General features: G+C 45.7%; 20 protein-coding genes. 12 read left to right on the forward strand and 8 right to left on the reverse strand.

What is annotated here, in order from left to right:
- Positions 1 to 2 precede the first annotated feature (2 nt).
- From AC58QD_RS16915 to AC58QD_RS16930, 4 genes are all read right to left on the reverse strand, one after another.
- Entirely contained in the window at positions 3 to 1,187 is a 1,185-nt protein-coding gene (locus AC58QD_RS16915; protein ID WP_497335291.1) for an exo-beta-N-acetylmuramidase NamZ family protein, read from the reverse strand.
- 126 nt (positions 1,188 to 1,313) lie between these two features.
- A complete protein-coding gene (locus tag AC58QD_RS16920; protein WP_497335293.1) occupies positions 1,314 to 2,867 on the reverse strand; it encodes an extracellular solute-binding protein in 1,554 nt (517 codons plus the stop codon).
- Positions 2,868 to 2,941: 74 nt separating this feature from the next.
- Complete coding sequence (locus AC58QD_RS16925) at positions 2,942 to 3,802, reverse strand: carbohydrate ABC transporter permease (protein WP_497335295.1); 861 nt, start codon at positions 3,800 to 3,802, stop codon at positions 2,942 to 2,944.
- A 10-nt stretch (positions 3,803 to 3,812) separates the two neighbouring features.
- On the reverse strand, positions 3,813 to 4,673 hold the full coding sequence (locus AC58QD_RS16930) for an ABC transporter permease (RefSeq protein WP_497335436.1): 861 nt from the start codon (positions 4,671 to 4,673) through the stop codon (positions 3,813 to 3,815).
- Positions 4,674 to 5,407: 734 nt separating this feature from the next.
- Between AC58QD_RS16930 and AC58QD_RS16935 the strand changes: the two genes are divergently transcribed.
- The 6 genes from AC58QD_RS16935 (at position 5,408) to AC58QD_RS16960 (ending at position 10,509) form a co-directional block, all read left to right on the forward strand.
- Positions 5,408 to 6,007 (forward strand): glycerol-3-phosphate responsive antiterminator, encoded by a 600-nt coding sequence (locus AC58QD_RS16935; protein ID WP_497335297.1) that lies wholly within the window; start codon positions 5,408 to 5,410, stop codon positions 6,005 to 6,007.
- Between the two features lie 267 nt (positions 6,008 to 6,274).
- On the forward strand, positions 6,275 to 6,454 hold the full coding sequence (locus AC58QD_RS16940; RefSeq protein WP_497335299.1) for a hypothetical protein: 180 nt from the start codon (positions 6,275 to 6,277) through the stop codon (positions 6,452 to 6,454).
- 231 nt (positions 6,455 to 6,685) lie between these two features.
- A complete protein-coding gene (locus AC58QD_RS16945; protein ID WP_497335301.1) occupies positions 6,686 to 6,835 on the forward strand; it encodes a sporulation histidine kinase inhibitor Sda in 150 nt (49 codons plus the stop codon).
- Between the two features lie 155 nt (positions 6,836 to 6,990).
- Complete coding sequence (locus AC58QD_RS16950; RefSeq protein WP_497335303.1) at positions 6,991 to 8,865, forward strand: extracellular solute-binding protein; 1,875 nt, start codon at positions 6,991 to 6,993, stop codon at positions 8,863 to 8,865.
- Between the two features lie 59 nt (positions 8,866 to 8,924).
- Positions 8,925 to 9,557, forward strand: coding sequence for a nitroreductase family protein (locus tag AC58QD_RS16955; RefSeq protein ID WP_497335305.1), 633 nt, complete (start codon positions 8,925 to 8,927; stop codon positions 9,555 to 9,557).
- A 166-nt stretch (positions 9,558 to 9,723) separates the two neighbouring features.
- A complete protein-coding gene (locus AC58QD_RS16960) occupies positions 9,724 to 10,509 on the forward strand; it encodes a M55 family metallopeptidase (RefSeq protein WP_497335307.1) in 786 nt (261 codons plus the stop codon).
- Positions 10,510 to 10,515: 6 nt separating this feature from the next.
- Here AC58QD_RS16960 and AC58QD_RS16965 read toward each other — a convergent pair whose 3' ends face one another.
- Together AC58QD_RS16965 and AC58QD_RS16970 are read right to left on the reverse strand one after the other, a co-directional pair.
- A complete protein-coding gene (locus tag AC58QD_RS16965; RefSeq protein WP_497335309.1) occupies positions 10,516 to 10,767 on the reverse strand; it encodes a hypothetical protein in 252 nt (83 codons plus the stop codon).
- Between the two features lie 113 nt (positions 10,768 to 10,880).
- Positions 10,881 to 11,882 (reverse strand): NAD(P)/FAD-dependent oxidoreductase, encoded by a 1,002-nt coding sequence (locus tag AC58QD_RS16970; RefSeq protein WP_497335311.1) that lies wholly within the window; start codon positions 11,880 to 11,882, stop codon positions 10,881 to 10,883.
- Between the two features lie 322 nt (positions 11,883 to 12,204).
- Between AC58QD_RS16970 and AC58QD_RS16975 the strand changes: the two genes are divergently transcribed.
- The 3 genes from AC58QD_RS16975 to murI all read left to right on the forward strand — a co-directional run bounded on the left by AC58QD_RS16975 (position 12,205) and on the right by murI (position 14,652).
- A complete protein-coding gene (locus tag AC58QD_RS16975) occupies positions 12,205 to 13,395 on the forward strand; it encodes an NAD(P)/FAD-dependent oxidoreductase (protein WP_497335313.1) in 1,191 nt (396 codons plus the stop codon).
- Positions 13,396 to 13,432: 37 nt separating this feature from the next.
- Positions 13,433 to 13,696, forward strand: coding sequence for a hypothetical protein (locus AC58QD_RS16980; protein WP_497335315.1), 264 nt, complete (start codon positions 13,433 to 13,435; stop codon positions 13,694 to 13,696).
- A gap of 173 nt (positions 13,697 to 13,869) precedes the next feature.
- A complete protein-coding gene (murI, locus tag AC58QD_RS16985; protein WP_497335317.1) occupies positions 13,870 to 14,652 on the forward strand; it encodes a glutamate racemase in 783 nt (260 codons plus the stop codon).
- Between the two features lie 91 nt (positions 14,653 to 14,743).
- Here the strand turns inward: murI and AC58QD_RS16990 are convergent, their stop codons facing one another.
- Entirely contained in the window at positions 14,744 to 15,067 is a 324-nt protein-coding gene (locus tag AC58QD_RS16990) for a TFIIB-type zinc ribbon-containing protein (protein WP_497335319.1), read from the reverse strand.
- Between the two features lie 205 nt (positions 15,068 to 15,272).
- Here AC58QD_RS16990 and AC58QD_RS16995 point away from each other — a divergent pair, with 205 nt between their 5' ends.
- Together AC58QD_RS16995 and AC58QD_RS17000 are read left to right on the forward strand one after the other, a co-directional pair.
- Complete coding sequence (locus AC58QD_RS16995) at positions 15,273 to 15,788, forward strand: acyl-CoA thioesterase (protein WP_497335321.1); 516 nt, start codon at positions 15,273 to 15,275, stop codon at positions 15,786 to 15,788.
- A gap of 105 nt (positions 15,789 to 15,893) precedes the next feature.
- Positions 15,894 to 18,071, forward strand: coding sequence for a stalk domain-containing protein (locus AC58QD_RS17000; RefSeq protein ID WP_497335323.1), 2,178 nt, complete (start codon positions 15,894 to 15,896; stop codon positions 18,069 to 18,071).
- A 62-nt stretch (positions 18,072 to 18,133) separates the two neighbouring features.
- On the opposite strand, the gene hemQ is transcribed toward AC58QD_RS17000, so the two are convergent.
- The gene (gene hemQ / locus AC58QD_RS17005) at positions 18,134 to 18,880 is read right to left on the reverse strand and encodes a hydrogen peroxide-dependent heme synthase (protein ID WP_497335325.1); all 747 of its coding nucleotides are present in this window, start codon (positions 18,878 to 18,880) and stop codon (positions 18,134 to 18,136) included.
- A 229-nt stretch (positions 18,881 to 19,109) separates the two neighbouring features.
- Here hemQ and AC58QD_RS17010 point away from each other — a divergent pair, with 229 nt between their 5' ends.
- Complete coding sequence (locus AC58QD_RS17010; RefSeq protein WP_497335327.1) at positions 19,110 to 19,394, forward strand: YuiB family protein; 285 nt, start codon at positions 19,110 to 19,112, stop codon at positions 19,392 to 19,394.
- The last annotated feature ends 106 nt before the right edge of the window (positions 19,395 to 19,500 follow it).

The following is a 19,500-nucleotide window of genomic DNA, read 5'->3' on the forward strand; positions in this document are numbered from 1 at the left end:
ATCTATATCGATTCTTCCTGACCATACAGGAAATAACTCTGCCTCTGCTCATTCCATTTTTCAGCCTGTCCGTTCCATAGTTCGATGATGCGTTCCAAACCGGATTTTTCATGAACGGAAGTTCGCACCAAATCGCTGCCGGTTACATAATCAATGAAATTCTTACGTCCTTCATTAAATGGCGCAATCCATTCAAAATGTTCTGGATACATATTTTGGATATGGTGAAGCATATGCAGCGCCGTTTCTACAGCTCGGTAAGATGAACGATCTGTCACAAATAGCTGTATGCCGCCGCACTTTAAACCCTGTTGTTTAGAAAACGTCGGACTAAAGTATATCGGATTAAAATAGACGCCGGGCAAATTCAACGCATTGAGTTCACGACATACGCGGACACCGTCCAGCCACGGAGCGCCGATTATTTCGAACGGCTTAGTAGTTCCTCGGCCTTCAGATAAATTCGTACCTTCAAAAAAACAATTTCCCGCATATACTCGAACGGTATCCAATGTAGGGATATTAGGAGATGGGATGACCCACGGCAACCCTGTCTCGGTAAATTCCATTGACCTCTGCCAACCGGTCATTGGAACCACTCTCAAATCGCATCGGATTTCCGCTTGATCATTTGCATATTTCGCAAACTCTCCCATGGTAAGTCCGGTTCGAATAGGGATCTGCCTTGCCCCGACGGAAGACTGGAATCCATCCTGAAGCACGCCCCCTTCACATATAAGTCCTCCAAGAGGGTTAGGTCTGTCCAATACAACGAATGTCTTACCATGCTCGGCACACGCTTCCATCATATTTAGCATGACCGTCATATAGGTATAGAAGCGCATTCCCAAGTCTTGCATGTCAAATAGGACAATATCGACGTTGTCCAAAATCTCTTTGTTCGGTTTTTTTCTTGGCCCGCACAGACTGTAGACAGGGATATTTAAAATCGGATCCGTTTCGTCTTCAACGCGGATTCCCGCCTGCTTATCCCCCCGAATTCCATGTTCAGGGGCAAATAATACAGATAGTTTTGAACCTTTCAATCCGGCACATATATCCAAGGTGCTCACAAACTTTGAAGTAATGCCGGTAGGATTTGTAAATAAACCTAATCTAGCCCCATTTAACAATTGCATTTCCATGGAATTAATACGATCCACTCCACTTAGAACTTTGATGGTCATAATCGAACACTCCTTAATAAGCGTTATTGTGATATATATAAGCGCTATTACTAATATATTGTAAGAAGGTACAGAATAAAGACTGTCGATTAATGTGGATTCACATTGAATCGACAGCTACGCCGATCATTTGCCGTAAGTGCGTTTGTAGGCCGTATTGTACATGTTCAGCAACTCGTCAGAGCCGAGCTTCTTCGCTTGTTCGATGAATTGGGCATACGTTGTATCGTTAATCGGTGTTTTGCCGGTAACGAACTCCGTAATTTTTTGCTCCAAAAATTTGCTCAGGTTGCTCATTTTCGACTTTTCAAGATCTTGTTCTTCCTTCGTCATGATGCTCGCTTTCGGTGTGGGTACAATGTAAGGAGCATATTTCGCGTCGATCGCTTTTATTTTCTCGCTCGAGCTTCTTTCCCAAGTTTCGCGCGAAAGAGCGTTGTTCATATTGATCATGTCGTACCATACGCCGAAGTCGCGGCGCAGCGGAACGTAAGGGGTATCACCGAACTCCTTCATGAATACCGGTTTGCCGTTCTCCAAAGTATACGTCTTGCCTTGAATGCCGAGAGCCAAATAGTTGGTTCCTTCTTCGCTAAGGAGGTAATCCAGGAATTGCACGGCCCGGTCCTTGTCTTTCACTTTCGCCGAAATGGCGATGCCGGCACCACCGACAGTCTTGCGAGAGAACTGATAGTTTTTGACGCCCGGCGCGGCAATCGGCGCAAATGCTTCCAACTCATAGTCCGCTGGTGCTCCCGCTTTTTTGGCGCTGTCAGTCATCGTAGGCAAATCCGCTTTCCAATAGTACGATACGAGAGCTTTGCCATTCATGATTCGCTCTTGCCATTGCGGGGTGGTGAGGAACGGGTATTCCGGATCGAGCAGCTTCTCACTGTACAGCTTGTTCATGAAGACGATGGCATCCTTATATCCTTTTTCGTAAGGAGCGAACGCATACTTGTCGGTTTGCGGGTTCAAGTTGAAGAAGCCGTTAATGCCCGTAAACATGTGGCCCATTACTGTATAAAGCCCTACGCCGGACGATAACCCTACCGACGTGTACGGATACGCGTCTGGATATTTCTCTTTTAGTGCCTTCAAATATTGGTACAACTCGTCCGGGTTCTTCGGATCTTTCAGCCCGAGCTTGTCAGTCAAATCTTTGCGCATCATCCATACGTAGGGGAACATTTTCTCATCGCCATCCAGCACTGGCACGGTGTATAAGCCGCCATCCGCGCCGGTCGCCTGCGCCTTCGCTTCTGGGTATTTGTCGTAAAACGCTTTAAGATTGGGCGCTTTGTCCAAATAATCTTTCAAATTCAGGAACAGTTTATCCGGTCCGTTTTCCCGAGCTTCCGAGTTCGGTACTTGAATGAAGTCGGTTAAGGAATTCGTCGCGATCATAATTTGCCGTTTTTCCGTGAGAGCTTGCTGGCTGACCACCTCGAAGTTGACCTTCACGCCGGTTTTCGTTTCGATTTCTTTGAAAATTTCCCAGTCGCTGCGAACTTTACCCTCCGTCCGGTCGTAAGCGAGCCAGGAGAACGTAATGGGCGTTTTGTCCGTTGCCGGTGTTGCATTCGCGTTGCCCGCAGTCTTATCCTTCGTGCTGGAACAGCCGGCGAGGAGTCCACCGAGCATGGCTGTGGTGACAATGATGGCGATACGTTTCTTCATTATAGTTTGCCTCCCTTGATTATTGAAGTTTGTTTATGTTGCAGCAGACTCCCGGATTACCCGAAGAACCGCGACTAACCTTTAATACCACCGATCATGGAGCCCTGCACGAAATATTTTTGTATGAAGGGATAGACGCACAAGATGGGCAAAGTTGCGACCATGATCAACGCGAATTTCATCGTCTGCAGCTGGCCCGAATTGTTTTCAGACGAAAGCTCCGCGCCTGCCACCAAAATATCGCGAAGCATAATTTGCAGCGGATACATATTGCGGTCGTTCAAGTAAATCAAGGCGTCGAAAAAAGAGTTCCATTGGCCGACAGCCGTAAAAAGTCCGATTGTCGTCATAACCGGCAGCGATAAAGGCAGGACAATCCGGACGAGCACTTGCAGCCGTCCACAGCCGTCGATCGTGGCCGCATCTTCCAGTTCTTCCGGCAGTCCTTGGAAAAAGGTCCGCATAACGAACAAGTGCCACGTGCTAATCAAAGTGGGCAGCACGAGCGCCCATATCGAATTCAGCAGTCCAAGCTTCTGCACGACGAGGAAAGTCGGAATCATCCCGCCGCTGAACAGCATCGTGAAAGCGGCCATCAGCAATATCGCCCTTCGGCCGGGCAGCCATTTTTTCGCCAGCGGGTACGCCATCGCGGACGTCGCGATCAGCGTAAGCACTGTTTGAACGACCGTGTAACGGATCGTATTCCAATAGCTGATCCAAACGTCGGGGTTGGCCACAATCGCTTTGTAAGCGTGCAGCGTCACGTCTTTCGGCAGTAGCAGCACCTGGCCGCTCGCCACCATCGCATCGGAGCTGATGGAAGCGGAGAACACGTACACCATCGGATACACCATGACGACGATCAGAAGAAGCATCAACAGCACGTTGAACATATCGAATATCCTCGAACCAATACTTGCCTGAATTTTCATGCGGGTCACCTCACCATAAACTCGAATCAGAGTATTTGCGGACGATCCGGTTCGCCGTGACGACGAGGATGAAGCCGATCACCGATTGGAACAATCCGACCGCGGAAGCAAAGCTGAAGTCGGCGCCTAGCAGACCTCTCCTATAGACGAAGGTGTTGATGACGTCCGATGTTTCGTAGTTACTCGGATTGTACAGCAGCAATATTTTCTGAAATCCGACTTCCATAAAATGACCGAGATTGAGCACGAACAGGACGATCATGACCGGCACCATGCCGATGAACGTAATGTGGCGAACTTGCTGAAACCGGTTCGCTCCGTCTATTTTCGCCGCCTCATACAACGTCGGGTCGACTCCGGCTATCGCGGCCAAGTACAATATCGTCCCCCAACCGATGCCTTGCCATATTTCGGATCCGACATAGATGGTACGGAACCATTCGGGTAGCCCGAGAAACAAGATCGGCTCGATGCCAAGCCATTTGACGAGAAGAAAATTGATAATACCGGTCGACGGGGACAAGAATGTAATCAAGATGCCGCCTATGACGACCGTCGAGAGAAAATGCGGCATGTAGCTGATCGACTGCACAATGTGTCTGAACCTTTTGAATTTCAACTCGTGTAACAGCAGCGCCAGTATGATGGGCGCGGGAAATTGAAACAGAAGTCCATATACGTTAAGCATGATTGTATTTCGGATCAGTTTCCAGGCGTCGGGCGTATTGACAAAAAACTCGTGAAAATGTTTTAACCCGACAAATTTGCTGTCCAAAATGCCTCGACCAATTGAAAAGTCCTGAAACGCGACAATGATTCCGTACATCGGCACGTACTTGAATATCAAGTAGTATAAAATGCCGGGCAGCATGAGTAAGTAGAGCGTTTTGTGCTTTTTCAGTAAATGCAAGGAACGGGCTATAAGATTCACAACCTTTCTCTAAACGACAGTCTTTACATCATTCCGAAACCAACTATTTATCATATCGCAACAACTTAAAGCTTCGTCGAATAAAACACTAACTCGACCGGTTTCAGTGGCTTCGCTTGCTGTGACGGCATCTGTCCCGCTTGATCGGCAGGTTAACGGTCAGAGCATGCAGTTGAGAGACTAATCATGACTAGGCAGTACTGTCTTTGATGTTTACATGACCGTTTACCTCCAAATTTTGTTCGTTAAACGTTCGTTCGACGTCTCCATGTTTTCCAGATCGGATGCTCTTCTTGCCTCATTTTCGCTCAGAAAACAAAAAGAGAGAAAGCTCAAACACAATTACAGGATTGCCTGTATATTGTCTTTGAGCTTTCTCTCGGATACATCACTCAAAAAAATAAATGATATGAATTTGTCGGAAACGAACGTTGTTGGTTTTAACTATACTGTCGGAGCTTAGGAGCTGTCAATTAGATAAGCTCACATAGCATGTTAAGAATTTGTAAAATGTATCGATACATTTGACCATACATAATGCGAGCCAATAGAACATTGTCGCGGTAAAGGAAATCGTGTACAATTAGCTTGCTGCGGAGATAGCGAGGCAATACGTAGCCGCTTATCGCGAGGCGAAAGGAATATAACGTCGTATTGTGCCTGGAGGATCATTCATGTCTTTACTGTACAAAATCGGACAAAGGCCGATTATCGCGGCCGTGCGCAGCCGCCGTGAGACGGCGACAGCACTCGCAAGCGGCGTCGACAATTTGTTTTTCATGGGCGGCAGCGTCTCTGAGGCGATCGAGTCGGTGCGGGAGTGTGCTGATGCGGGCAAAGGAGCGTTTCTCCATCTCGGTCTGATCCGCGGTTTGTCCAGCTCGGACAAAGAAGCGCTCCAGTTCGTGCGTGAATATATCGGGGCGGACGGCATTATTACGCCGAAAAGTCACCTGATTAAAGAAGCGGCTAAAACCGGTTTGTACGCCATCCTGCACTTGTTCGTCCTCGATTCGCTGGCACTGGAAAACGGCTTGAAGCTGGCTAAGGCGACATCGCCCGACGGGATAGAGCTGATGCCGGGATTAATAAGCAAAGTGATTTCCCGCATCGCCGACGAGCTACCCGACATTCCCGTCATTGCTAGCGGGCTCATTCAGACTGTGGAAGAGGCTGAGGCAAGTATTCATGCCGGGGCCACGGCGTTGTCGGTCAGCGAGAAATCGTTATGGCCGTTAACTTTTCGCGACCTTAATGAGACGATTGAGCCCTAAAACGGACAATATGGAAATGCAACCATAAAACGTTAACGACTGTGTCATCTTAATTTATCGACGAGCAGCGGACATGAAGAGAAAGCTCCAATCGTGTAAGAGGTGCGCCTAGGCGCACTTGCTTGTACGCGGGGTTTCTCTTTTTTTAACGACAAGAAAGTATAAGTTTCCGGGGTCAACAGGTATCAGCCAGCCGTAAATCGAACAATTTAAGAGAGGGAAGTCACTACGGAAAATTGGACAATACGCAGGAGAGGCCGTGATGCAATGAAGATCAAAGTCAGCTTATCTGTAGGTGAAGATTTGGTTAAAGAAGCATGGTTTGAAATACCGGATGTGAAGTTGGAAGAATATAGTGAGGAAGAGACAGAAGCCATTATTGAGGTACACGTAAAAAAGTGGGCAGACCGACAACTGACTCTATCATGGGAAGTGGATGAAAATTAAATAGTACTATATTCATAGATTATGATAAAAGTTTTTTATGGGTTTTTTCCATATTTTTCTGTGCATAACTTTATACACAAAATTCGACCTTTTCCACATACAGATTTTGACACTTGTCAACAAAGTATTCACAGGATATCCACATCATACTGTGGATATGGGTAAGCTTGTCCCCAATTAAGCTACATGATACTATAAAGAAAATTTGGAAGTGAAGTTGGGTGATTTGGGATGAAATTATTAAGTAACGAAGCGCTCATCGAATCATACTTGAAAGCCATTGACTTGAAGTTGGACAGAGATTTCATTAATTTGCTATTAGCAGAAATTAAGAGACGCAAGCTAAACGTATATTACGGACAAGAAGCTCAGGCTAACTGAGCTTTTCTTTTTTTTATGAGATATGTCGAATGCTGTTGTTTCGTGCGGTTAATATATATGGGCAGGTAATAATAATACAAAAAGGGAACCTTTCCCAATCTATTACGTCTATACTCTTAGACTGACTTATCGATCTAAGAGGAGATGAAACCAAGTTGATTAAAAAGATGAATAAGAAGCGAGCTTTTCTTGCTTCGGGAGCTGCCCTTGTGCTGCTCATGCAAACCGCTGGACCCGTATTCGCCGATTCAATGGAAACGATGGATCATACTGCTGCTACTCCAGCCATTCAACTTCCCCAGCCTTTGCCGAGTGATGCGCCAATCCGGGTAATGGAAGGTTTTGAAGGAGAAATTCCTTTTACACAATCCCCATTGCTCGAGCAGAGTACATTGTTAGTACCCGCAAGAGCTCTACTTGAACGACTAGGGTTCCGAGTCGATTGGGATGCGCAAGAGCAAACCGTAATAGCGGAGAAGCAGAACACAATATGGCGGTTCCCCATTAATCAAGCACAGGCAACATTCAATACCATTGCACATCGTATGCCGACTTCTACTAAGCTAATAGGTGATATGGCGTTCATCCCGCTAAGGTTTGCGGTGGAAGCAGACCATCGAGAGGTGAAGTGGAATCCGAACTCCAAGATGGCCATCATTCAGAAAGTAGATTCCCTTAAGGATATTCGCGTTATCGCACAAGTCGATAGCCCTTTATCCAAGAACGAATATCAGAAGCTAGGACTACTCGCTGCCAATGACCTTAACATTAATTTGAATATGATGACATACCCCTCGCAAAATTATCAGGAGAGAGTGAATGTTATCGTTGCTGCCGGCGATACGCCCGATCTGCTGCTAGTTCCAGATCCTTTTGGCTGGAATAATGACATATTCGATGGCATGTTTTGGGACCTTAATCCTTACATACATGATTATCCGCATTTACAAGCTGTTGTTAATTCTTTCGAGGGTCGGCTTACTCGCGACAATGGCGGTCTTTATGGCATTCCTAGATTGAGCAATCCGGATATAGGCGTCTTCCCGGCTCTACGGAAAGATTGGTTGGAGAAGGTCGGTCTGACGATCCCGCGCACAATGGAACAATTATATGAAGTCTTACAAGCTTTTGAGGCAAGAGATCCCGACGGCAACGGCAAAAAGGATACGGTAGCATTAGCCGGAAGCGTCAATGCTTTAAGCCTGGGTGACTTGTCTTGGGTAGAAAATGTTTTTAATGAGAGCGGAGGACGCTTCAAGCTGCAAGATGGAGTAATCATTGACACCACAGTGGAACCGGGAACGAAACAAGCCTTGAAATGGTTAAGAGATGCATTTGCTGCGGGTATACTGGCGAAGGATTTTGCTATAGCCTCATCTGATCAAGCTATGAACCTTGTAACGAGCAACCATGGGGGAACGATTGCTTTGTCCCAGCAGCTGGTTTGGAAAGCCAATCAGGAGCTGCGCGACAGTATCTCAAATCCTGCTGTAGACTTCTCACAGCTAGCTTATCTGCAAGCTAGAGAGGGCGGAACTAAAGTAGTTCCTTCTTCAATCGGTCACACCGGTATATTCACTATTCCGAAGAATGTAACTGAAGCGAAACTGAAGCGAATCCTTGCTTTTCTTGAAAACTGGTTGTCTGGTGACATTCGTGAAGATGAATACAACTCTCTACTTCCTCTCGAACCATTCTTTGGTCAGCGCTCAGCTTCGACCGTTACCAATGTTGAATTGTCAGCTTCTGATCAAGAATCAGTTCTGAAAATACTGGAGGAAAGAGCAGCCATCCAATTCACTCACGGAAATGATCCTACTCTCGGACTATTCTCTAATGAGATGAGAGCTGCCATGCATACTATCGATCAAATGCTGACTCAAACGAAGATCAAAATCATTGTTGGGCAGTTGCCATTAAATGAATGGGATTTAATCGTGGCTCAGCTTAAGAGTAACAGTCAGTATTTGAGTGTGATGAAGGAATTAAATGAAAAGTCGAATAAGAAGATGGCCTCTATTGCAAACTAAGGGGGTAAGAGCAAGTGATGCTCTATGATCCGCTTCACTAACAGGAGAGCCTCTTCATCATGCGCATACAGAACACATTGAAAGATTTTGAAGCTGTAGTACGGGAACGTCATTCTGTTCGCTATTATGATCCGATGCATCGAATAAGCCATCGCGATATAATGGAAATAATTGACTTGGCAGCACAGGCACCTTCCTCATGGAATTTGCAGCATTGGAAGTTTCTTGTGATTGAGAATCAGGCACAGAAGCAATTATTGCTGCCGATTGCAAACAACCAACAGCAGGTGATGGATGCATCTGCCGTGATTGCAGTCCTTGGAGATCTGGAAGCGAATCTCAATGCGGAATCGATCTATGGGGAAGCTGTAAAAGCAGGGGCAATGTCTGAACAGACTATGGATGCACTTGTGGGACAGATCTCGAATGCCTATCAATCTCCACAAGTTGCTCGAGACGAAGCCATTCGGAATGCTTCTTTAGCAGCCATGCAGCTTATGCTGGCTGCCAAAGCCAAAGGCTACGATAGCTGCCCGATGGGCGGTTATCATCCTGCCAAGCTTGTAGAAGCATTTAAGATTCCGTCCAGATACATACCGATCCTGCTAATTTCTATTGGCAAAGCGGTAAAGCCAGCTCATCCTTCTTATCGTTTCAATGCGGATGAGCTTACAGTCTGGAACGGATTCTGATCTTTCAGGCAAGCAGTTCTCTCTTTTCACGTAAACCGCCTTAGGCTATTCTAAGGCGGTTTTTTTAGGTGCAGAAAAACATAAACCCTTCTATATTCAAATTATCAATCTGAGGTATAATGATCAGGTACAAGTATCGAACAAGTGATGGAGGTGCTAGATAGCAATGAACATTTATATTTTAACGGACATGGAAGGAATAAGTCTTGTCTTCTTGAAGGAACAATGTCAGGGAGGGCATGCGTTTTATCCGCGGTATCAGGAAATTCTCACAGCAGAGGTAAATGCGGCAGTAGAGGGCGCTCTTGCTGCAGGAGCAACTAGAATCGTCATTAATGATGGTCATGGAGGAAATCAGGATTACAACATACTGTGCGAGAAGCTTAATCCTATCGTTGAGGTAGAGCGGCCTGACTCCGGCAAATTGGTCCTTCCCGCACTAGATCAGTCGTTTCATGCGATGCTGATGGTCGGCTACCACGCTATGGCTGGCACACCTAATGCTGTTATCCCTCATACTCAGAATTCAACAGACATTCGTTATTATGAGATGAACGGACGCCACATTGGGGAAATTGAACAGATGTCGCTATTAGCAGGAGCCTTCGGTGTACCTGTTATGTATGTTAGCGGTGATCGCGCCGCGGTAGAAGAGGCTAGGTCAGTACTCGGACAAGATCTTCCTGCTACTATAATTAAGAACGGCCATCCGAACGGTAGAGCTACTAGCCTGCATCCGCAGGAGGCCGTGAAGCGGATTCGTACCGATGTGGAAGAGGCGCTCAAGCAGATTCGTCGTAAACCGCATATAGTGGAAGGTCCTTACAACATGAAAATTTCCTATAATTCCAAAGAAGTCGCCAATCGGCATGGAGCAAGGCCGGGTATCGAGAGGTTTGACGATTTCACAGTCGGGAAGACCGTTGATTCCGTCAACGATATATTGATCTAATCCAACTTACAGCAGTTGTTCATCAATCGTGTAGGATACAGACAGAACGCAATTCTCACAGTACAAATAATGGACGCATGTGGGGCTTCCTGAATAAGGGACTTCGTGCGTCATTTGCCATTCTTCTGCCGGTTGGTAAGGGGAATAAGGTCCCAAATAATCTTCGGCCCGACCTCCGTCAATTAGGGATTGACTGCATTGTGGACAGGATATCACCAACGCTTGCAGACCGTTACATACTGTACAACCGTACGACAAAGGGCATTCCTCCTATAGCTTATACGAAGCCTAGCGCTTCGAAAGCGTAGCTGCAAGGTTTCGAATCATTCGAATGCAGCTATTTAGGATAGAGTGCCCTTATTGACGATTTATTAAAACTTCATGTTACTGCTGTGACCTGGGGACAGCTTGGCGTCCGGGTCGAAATATACTTTGGCGTTGTTGACCGCAGTAGGAGCTTCCCCGAAACCGACCGCAATCAATTTCAGCTTGCCAGGATATGTCGTAATATCTCCGGCAGCGAAGATCCCGGGAATCGTTGTCTCCATGCGGGAGTCCACAATGATGGAACCATTATCGATCTCAAAGCCCCACTCTGCAATCGGACCAAGTGACGATACGAAACCGAAATTTACGATAACAGCATCTACCGGAATAACTAGCTCTTCACCCGTTTTTGAATGTTTGAGCGTGACCGATTCAATCTGGTCTGTCCCGTTCAAGCTTTCGACCTCGACTGGTGTAATTACTTTGACTCTGGAATTCTTAAGCAATTCAACACTATGCTCATGGGCACGGAACTTGTCTCTCCGATGAACGAGTGTTACCTGCTCAGCGATCGGCTCCAGCATAAGCGCCCAGTCTACTGCGGAATCTCCGCCGCCGCTGATCAATACCTTTTGCCCTTTGAATATATTCAAATTGCTGACGAAGTAATGAAGGTTCTTTTTCTCAAACGAAGCAGCCTCAGGCAGATCCAGTTTCCTGGGTTCGAAAGCTCCTACTCCTGCTGTAATGATAACAGACTTACAACGGTGCACCTCTTTGTCTGTAACTACTTCGAAATCCCGCTCGTCTTTTTTGATAACCTTTACCACTTTTTCTTCCAAATGAACCTCAATGCTGAATAGCTTCATCTGTTCACGAAGATTATCTACTAATTGTTGTGCAGTTACTTTCGGAAAACCAGCCACATCATATATGTATTTCTCAGGATACAGTGCGGATAACTGTCCTCCCAATTGCGGCATGCTTTCAACAATTTTTACCGAAGCGTGGCGCATTCCAGCATAAAATGCAGCAAACATTCCCGCAGGTCCGCCGCCAATCACTACGATATCCGTTCGATCTTGATTTATTTCATTAGTAGACAAGCCCAATACACCTCCGTAAGCATTAAACAATCTTTTCTATTATAATCTCCAGTGTACCCGAAGAAAACCCCTTTGTAACAATTTACGACAAAATTTGGACAAATTATGACTTGATATTTGACCCGTATCGAGATATGATTGCAGTTGAAATCGTTCTAACTATTGTTGAAAATCGTGCAAATCGATGGACATAATAGTGGAGGAATACGTTCAAAATAATACAGATACGATCTTTTTTGACACCGCTTGTGTAATTTTTCACAATGCATGAAGAAGAGAACGATACAAAAAACAACGGATACGGAAATGGAAGGGATCTAAGATGAGTACAGTGCCTAGAATCGTCATACTGGGAGCAGGTTACGGCGGAGTTCTGACTGCGCTTCGACTGCAGAAAGAGCTGAATTATAACGAGGCAAACGTAACGCTTGTAAACAAACATGATTATCATTACATTACGACACATCTGCACATGCCAGCAGCCGGAACTGATAATCCGGAGAACGCTCGCGTGAGCATCTCCAAGCTGATTGACGAGTTCAAAATCGATTTTGTTAAGTCGACAGTCGTGCAAATTAAACCGCAGGAGAAAAAAGTTGTATTGGAAGACGGCACGTTGTCTTACGATTACCTGGTTATCGGTCTTGGCGGTGAATCCGAAACCTTCGGAATTCCAGGACTTTCTGATTATGCCATGAACATCCGAAGCATCAACAGTGTTCGCTTGATTCGCGAGCATATCGAGTACCAATTCGCCAAATTCAAGAGAGAGCCTGATCGTAAGGATTACTTGACTTTTATTGTTGGCGGAGCAGGCTTTACTGGAATCGAGTTTATCGGAGAATTGGCTGACCGTATTCCTGAGTTGTGCAAAGAATTCGACGTTGATCCATCCTTGGTCAAAATTTATAATATTGAAGCTGCACCTACAGCGTTGCCTGGTTTCGACCCTGAGTTAGTTGAATATGCCATGCAAGTGCTTACGAATAAAGGCGTTACGTTCAAAATCGCTACTGCAATCAAAGAGTGCTTGCCTGATGGCGTAATTTTGGCAGACGGCGAAACGATTAAATCGGCAACAGTTATTTGGACAGGCGGTATTCGTGGAAATCGTCTGGTTGAACAAGCTGGGTTCGAAGCTATGCGCGGCCGTGTAAAGGTTGATCCTAACCTGCGTGTGCCAGGGCATGACAATGTCTTTATTATCGGCGACTGCTCCCTGATCTTCAACGATCAAGGCAGACCGTTCCCTCCAACAGCTCAGATTGCTATGCAGCAAGGGATGACTACAGCAACTAACCTGGTGGCAGCCATTCGCAACCAACCGCTTAAAGAGTTCAAGCCTTCCATCAAAGGCACTGTAGCTTCACTCGGTAAGGGCGAGGCAATCGGTGTAGTTGGTAACCGCAAGCTTAAGGGCGGCACTGCTGCAATGATGAAGAAAATTATCGACATGCGTTACTTGTACATCATTGGCGGTATTCCGCTCGTGTTGAAAAAAGGTAAATTCTAATCCTGTTCTAACGATAAGAGAATATGGAGGTTAGATCGTGAGACATTGCAGTGTGCAAGTTCGCGGGCTGCTGACCCGGGAAGAATTAGACCGCTACAATGCGTTGATGGAGGTCGGTTCTTATCTCGAATCACAGACCCGTTACGATCTTTCTTATATCGTGCAGAAGGAAGTCGACTTTCTGATCCTACCCGCCATTGAACGGCTGAAAGAGAAAGGCCGGGAGAGGGATCGAGCAACAGCGGAATACCTGAGCGGCTTACAAGCCGGTCAAACAGATGACGAAGACGACGATAAATAAAGAAAAGCCCTGAAACGATATATGTTTCAGGGCTTTTCTAACATTAGCAACGTCGATTGCAGCCCATCACCACCAACAGAAAGAGAAGAATTCGCTGAGAAACGATGGTATACTAAATGGTGAATCAGGCGTGGTGTTTTCGTCTAATGGATATAAAGGAACAGGTGAGGATAATGCGAATTGCTTTTTTTGACTCGGGGTTAGGCGGTATAACGGTATTGAAGGAAGCTATGACACAATTGCCGCAAGAGGATTTTCTCTACTACGCGGATACACTTCACGTGCCCTATGGAACGAAGCCGAAGGATGATGTGAAGAAGTACATTCTGGATTCCGTTGCTGACATCATGCAGGAACAAGTCAAAGCGTTGGTCATCGCATGTAATACGGCAACGAGTATTGCCATCACAGAGCTGAGAGGTCAGTACGATATCCCTATCATAGGGATGGAGCCTGCTGTGAAGCCTGCCGTCGAGATGAATCGGCACATGGGCCGCAGAGTGCTTGTAATGGCTACACCGCTCACGCTTCAGCTTACTAAGTATAATGAGCTTGTTAATCGTATAGATGATATGAGTATTGTAGATTCGTTGCCGCTGCCAGGATTGGTGCAAATGTGTGAGAGTCTCAATTTCGATGAAGACTTCGTGCAGGAGTACTTCCGAACAGAGTTATCTCCCTATCAACTGGAAGACTACGGGACGATTGTCCTTGGATGTACCCACTATCCGTTCTATAAAACAATTCTTGCCAAGCTTGTTCCAGACCACTTGAGGATCATCGATGGCAGTAAGGGAACGGTGAAGCGGCTTTACGAGCAGCTTATTGGCCGTTCTTTATTGAGTGATTCCGGTCACGGAGATGTGAAGTTTATGTGCTCGGGTAAGGAAGAGGTTTACATAAGCAAAATGAAAAGAGCCCTTCAGTTGTATGAGCGAATGGATTCAAGTGTGTGAGTGATACCAGCAACTGACAACAAACAGACCTCCTATCCCACATGAGATGTGAGATTGGAGGTCTGTTCACTCTTTCAATTAAGCAGTTAACCTAGAACAAATCATCAAACATATCAAACATCGTCTTCTTCTTTTTATGCTTCGGATAACCATGCTTGTCATATTTATCGTCATCATAACGTTTGCCTTCTGTGTAGACAGGCCGTTCTTGCGCTGGGCGTTGCTCATTGCGATAACGGTTATGCTCCGACACTTCGCGATCATATTCCTGTCGGAACTCCCTTTCACCAACCATGAGCTTATCCAATTCGCCGCGATCCAGCCAAACTCCCTTACAGTCCGGGCACACGTCAATCAGAATTCCGTCTTTTTCCACTTCACGCATACGCACATCATGACATACAGGACACTTCATCACTAATCGCCTCCTTGTACTATTTTACGTTTATTATGGCTCGGGGTTTCGAGAAAATACTTATTCCTTGCTAACTGTGGAAGCTGCTCGTTCCACTAATATACCACTTTTTGGAGCATAAATGGGTATTTCCTTGATTAGATAGCATGACTTGGAGGTTAATTGGTAAACTAGGGTAAGTATATATTAAGGAAGGGTGTGTCCCATGGAAGAGCAGCGTTATGTCAAACAATCCAGATGTTATAGAACTTCCAGAGTGTTTCCAACCGATGTGAATAATCATAACTCCTTGTTCGGCGGTAAATTGATGGCCAACATAGACGATATTGCTTCGATTGCGGCTGCCAAGCACTGCAGGAATTTCTGCGTCACCGCCTCGACCGATTCGGTCGATTTCTTGAAGCCTATCATGACAACAGACTCGGTAAGTTTGGAGGCATTCGTAACTTATACGGGGAATAGCTCCATGGAGGTGTTCGTGAAAGTAATAACGGAGGATCTGGTCAGCGGGAACCGTCAGATTGCGGCTACTTCATTTCTGACCTTCGTTGCGTTGGATGCGAATCACAGACCCGTTCGGGTTCCCAGGGTGGTACCGGAGACAGAAGAAGAGAAAAGACTGAACGAGACAGGTCTTCAGCGAGCTGAAATGCGCCGCTTCCGCAGAGAAGAGAGCAAAAAATTCGCCGATTATCTGACGGATTCTTTTCCTTGGGAATAAGATTGGAATTGCAGGAAGGAAATGGTTATGTCGCGTCGAATCCATTATGCACGCCGCTGAACCAAACAGTGAGCACCGGAGTCGACGAAGGGGATAACTATCCAAATGAGAAAATACGTTTTTGCTTTTGCAGTGTTGATAAGTTTAATCATTCTGATGCATCCGATCAGTAGCGAGGCCGCGTCGAACGAAGTATTCTTCAAAGACGCTGAACTAGAACAAGCCATTAAGAAAGAGCTGAAGCTAGCAGACCGTGATATTAACACGGATGATATGCTTCAGCTCAAATCCTTGTTTCCCCAAAAGCTTGGTAAAATCAAAGACTTGACCGGTTTGGAGTATGCTATCAATCTTCAACGTTTATATTTGCCTGACAATGAGATCAGAGATTTAACACCTCTCAGCCAATTGCATGGTCTCGTTTTCCTTGCTCTAAATTCCAACCAGATCGAGGATATTTGCCCTATTTCCGGTCTGACCTCCTTAAACACCCTCATTATCAGCAACAACAAGATCAGTAATTTTGCCTGTATCAGTTCATTGAAGAAGCTCACGGACTTACTTGCCGATAATAATCAATTTAAAGAGTTAATCGGGATTGAGAATTTGCGAGTACTTAAATGGGTGAATCTGGAAAACAATCAAATCGTTGATATATCCCCGCTTGCTTCTCTTACCAAAGTGGAACATGCCTATTTAAATAACAATCAAATTCGTAATATCGAACCGCTGCTTCAAATTCCGGGCTTGTATGATGTCCACGTTGATAACAATCCATTAGATGCAGCAGCTTCTGATGTGAAAAGCCGTTTGGAGAGAAATGGTGCAGTTGTTAATCAGAGCACAAGTTCTGCCCCGCAAAAACCAACCGTTATATCCGTATATGTAGATGAAAAGCGGGTTCAATTCGATCGGGCTCCATTCCTGGATGAAGGCAATACTCTTGTGCAATTCAGGCCGTTATTCGAAAAGCTTGGTTTATCGATTAAGTGGAATGAGGCAACCCGAACAGTCACTGGGGAAAAATCAGGTCTTAAGCTTGAGATGCAAATTGATAATTTTGAAGCAAATGTAAATGGGCAGATGTATACGATGCCTGCGGCACCACGTATTATCGATGGGAATACGTTTATCCCTACCCGGTTCGTGGGTGAGGCCCTTAAGTATGATGTCGTATGGGATGGCAAGAAAGATGCCGTGCAAATTTACACCTCCCTTCAGACCCTCACAGCATGGGACGAGAGCAGCACAATCCAACTCAGTCATCAATGGAAATCTATTGAACTTAAAGACACACCTGCAATCAAAATTTCAGCCAGTGATTCTAATGGTAGTGCAGTATTTGTAGCCAGAGAGCCTAAAAGTTCACTTTCGATAAAAATGGATGCTGTTGAGTACTTGGAGGCTGTAAAGACGCTGATAGAAAAACAAGGGTTTACTATCAAAAGATCAATGCCGACATCGGTCAGAGGTCTTTCAGCAATTGAATTCGAATACTACAGTGATGTCGCTGGAAAACCTAAGCTTGTAGGGATAGGCTCAGTAATTGAGGGGGAGGACAGCTTTTATCGAGTGATTGTTGTCTCTGAAATAAGTAAATATGATCAGTACAAATTGGAATACGATAAAATCATATCCACTTTTAACGTGGTAGATTCCATAGAGAATCAGCATATTAAGAAATACGGGAAGCTGAAACCGACAGCACGACTGCTTGATGCGGCTAACTTTTATAGAGAAAAAGGATATTTTGCTGAATGGAGCCAGTTATCCCAAGTTCTATTTGAAGCCAAATTTCTAGAGTATTACAAGGAGCATGAATTCGATCAATCCGACATGAACCCATTTGACTCCTATAACGAGTATTCCATCTATGCGGATGCAATTGTGCTTGGATTAGATAAAGAGCGTGTTTGGGCAGATGATATGGACTTGGAATCAGATTCAGGAAGTGACAGCTATGTTCATGCTCTCGAACAATTAAGCCGCATATCCAATGGAAAATTCAAGCCAACGAACATGGAAGAGATATGGGTGACCGAGGAAGGTCCAACCAGAGTGGAATTCATGCTTAATGGCAAAAAACAAACGATACACCCAACCTTTGACTACGGGTACTTGGACATAAGCATAGTAGACGATGTCAATAAGCTAATCAAAGAGACGGGTTATCAATTTGCAGCAGTAGCCATCGATACTGCTTTTGTCGTCATAATGGTTACCCCTGAGGAGCAGAAGCGTCTAGAACAAGAACGGCTTGTCCCTTTTGAAAAGTGGGAATAACACAGAACAAAAAAGACTGTCGAGAAGCTGTGAGCTCTCGACAGTCTAATGTATGGTAAACTCTAAATACTTAACAAGGCACTTACCTTCGATTGATCCAGAAGATTCCCAATGTAGAAATCACCGAAATCCCCATAACGAGCGCTTACCTCGTCGAATCTCATCTCGTACACAAGCTTCTTGAACGTCAGCGCATCCTCTGCGAACAAGGTAACGCCCCACTCCCAATCGTCCAAGCCGACAGAACCGGTAATGATCTGTTTCACGCGTCCTGCATAGCTGCGGCCAATCATCCCGTGACTCCGCATCATCGTGCGGCGATCTTCCATGCTGAGCATGTACCAATTGTCGTTACCAGAACGGCGTTTGTTCATCGGATAGAAGCAGATGTGTCTTGTCTTAGGCAGGGTCGGCTTCAGACGAGCAACCACTTCAGGGTCTTGTGTCGGATCCACACCTGGTTTGGTCATATAATTACTCAATTCCACTACAGACACATAGGAATAGGAAGGTTTGGTGTAACGGGCGAAGGAGGTTTTGTTAAAAGCGGTCTCAATAGCCGTCAATTCCTCCAACGTTTCACGCAGGTGCATGAACGCAAGGTCTGCCTTTTGTCCGACGATTTGGTAAAAGGCGGTGCTGCCTTGCTTGCTCTCTTCAACCGAGCGCCATTCCTGAACCAAGCTGTGAAGCTCGTCCTCTGCCTTGGCTCTCTCCTCTGGAGAGGCTGCCTTCCATGCCGTCCAATCTATTGTGCGGAAATCATGAAGCGCGTACCAGCCTTCTAATGTTTGTACAGCATCACTCATTGGTTGTCGACTCCTTTTATAGCGATCTCACTCTGCACAGTTCCAGAGCTCTTGTTACAAGTATTGTAGCGAAATGGCAATGAAAGGGCAAACGCTGTCACAGAGCTGTCACCTTCTGGCATTACAAGCGAAGAAGAATGGTGATGGCTCGCGTTTCAGGTTGACTTTGAACGTCCCGCTTTTTACACTAGAAGTATACAAACTTTTTTCTCGCAGGAGGAACTCGAATATGATTCAATTGGCCATCGCCGCCTTGCTGATTTTTGTACTGGCATTCGGTATCGGTTTTATATTTAACATGCTGCTCAAAACGACACGATTCCCGATCTACCTGTATGTAGTTGTGGTCGTGGGGATGCTGTTGTACTGGGCTTGGGGCGCAGGATCATTATGGGACAACGTTGCCAAATACACCATAGTCGATTATATCCCGTTCATTGCTGGTCTATTCGGAGCGATTCTTAGCGGCAACGCCATCCATACCTTGCGTGTACGCGGATTTAAGATGTTCTAATTTACCAGTTGGTGCTGGGTGTAGGGATCACAAGGTTCCGCTCTAAGGAGTGGGGCCTTGTTTACGCTAACAAGAAGAAAGATCACAGCAGGCTCATTCCGAACGT

It is taken from the genome of Paenibacillus sp. J2R1T-4 (assembly GCF_059692235.1).

Bases quoted from the DNA above. Each gene is read 5' to 3' on its own strand.
- AC58QD_RS16915 (WP_497335291.1), bottom strand. From the start codon at position 1,187: ATGACCATCAAAGTTCTAAGTGGAGTGGATCGTATTAATTCCATGGAA.
- AC58QD_RS16920 (WP_497335293.1), bottom strand. From the start codon at position 2,867: ATGAAGAAACGTATCGCCATCATTGTCACCACAGCCATGCTCGGTGGA.
- AC58QD_RS16925 (WP_497335295.1), bottom strand. From the start codon at position 3,802: ATGAAAATTCAGGCAAGTATTGGTTCGAGGATATTCGATATGTTCAAC.
- AC58QD_RS16930 (WP_497335436.1), bottom strand. From the start codon at position 4,673: ATGCTGCCCGGCATTTTATACTACTTGATATTCAAGTACGTGCCGATG.
- AC58QD_RS16935 (WP_497335297.1), top strand. From the start codon at position 5,408: ATGTCTTTACTGTACAAAATCGGACAAAGGCCGATTATCGCGGCCGTG.
- AC58QD_RS16940 (WP_497335299.1), top strand. From the start codon at position 6,275: ATGAAGATCAAAGTCAGCTTATCTGTAGGTGAAGATTTGGTTAAAGAA.
- AC58QD_RS16945 (WP_497335301.1), top strand. From the start codon at position 6,686: ATGAAATTATTAAGTAACGAAGCGCTCATCGAATCATACTTGAAAGCC.
- AC58QD_RS16955 (WP_497335305.1), top strand. From the start codon at position 8,925: ATGCGCATACAGAACACATTGAAAGATTTTGAAGCTGTAGTACGGGAA.
- AC58QD_RS16960 (WP_497335307.1), top strand. From the start codon at position 9,724: ATGAACATTTATATTTTAACGGACATGGAAGGAATAAGTCTTGTCTTC.
- AC58QD_RS16975 (WP_497335313.1), top strand. From the start codon at position 12,205: ATGAGTACAGTGCCTAGAATCGTCATACTGGGAGCAGGTTACGGCGGA.
- murI (WP_497335317.1), top strand. From the start codon at position 13,870: ATGCGAATTGCTTTTTTTGACTCGGGGTTAGGCGGTATAACGGTATTG.
- AC58QD_RS16990 (WP_497335319.1), bottom strand. From the start codon at position 15,067: ATGAAGTGTCCTGTATGTCATGATGTGCGTATGCGTGAAGTGGAAAAA.
- AC58QD_RS16995 (WP_497335321.1), top strand. From the start codon at position 15,273: ATGGAAGAGCAGCGTTATGTCAAACAATCCAGATGTTATAGAACTTCC.
- AC58QD_RS17000 (WP_497335323.1), top strand. From the start codon at position 15,894: ATGAGAAAATACGTTTTTGCTTTTGCAGTGTTGATAAGTTTAATCATT.
- hemQ (WP_497335325.1), bottom strand. From the start codon at position 18,880: ATGAGTGATGCTGTACAAACATTAGAAGGCTGGTACGCGCTTCATGAT.
- AC58QD_RS17010 (WP_497335327.1), top strand. From the start codon at position 19,110: ATGATTCAATTGGCCATCGCCGCCTTGCTGATTTTTGTACTGGCATTC.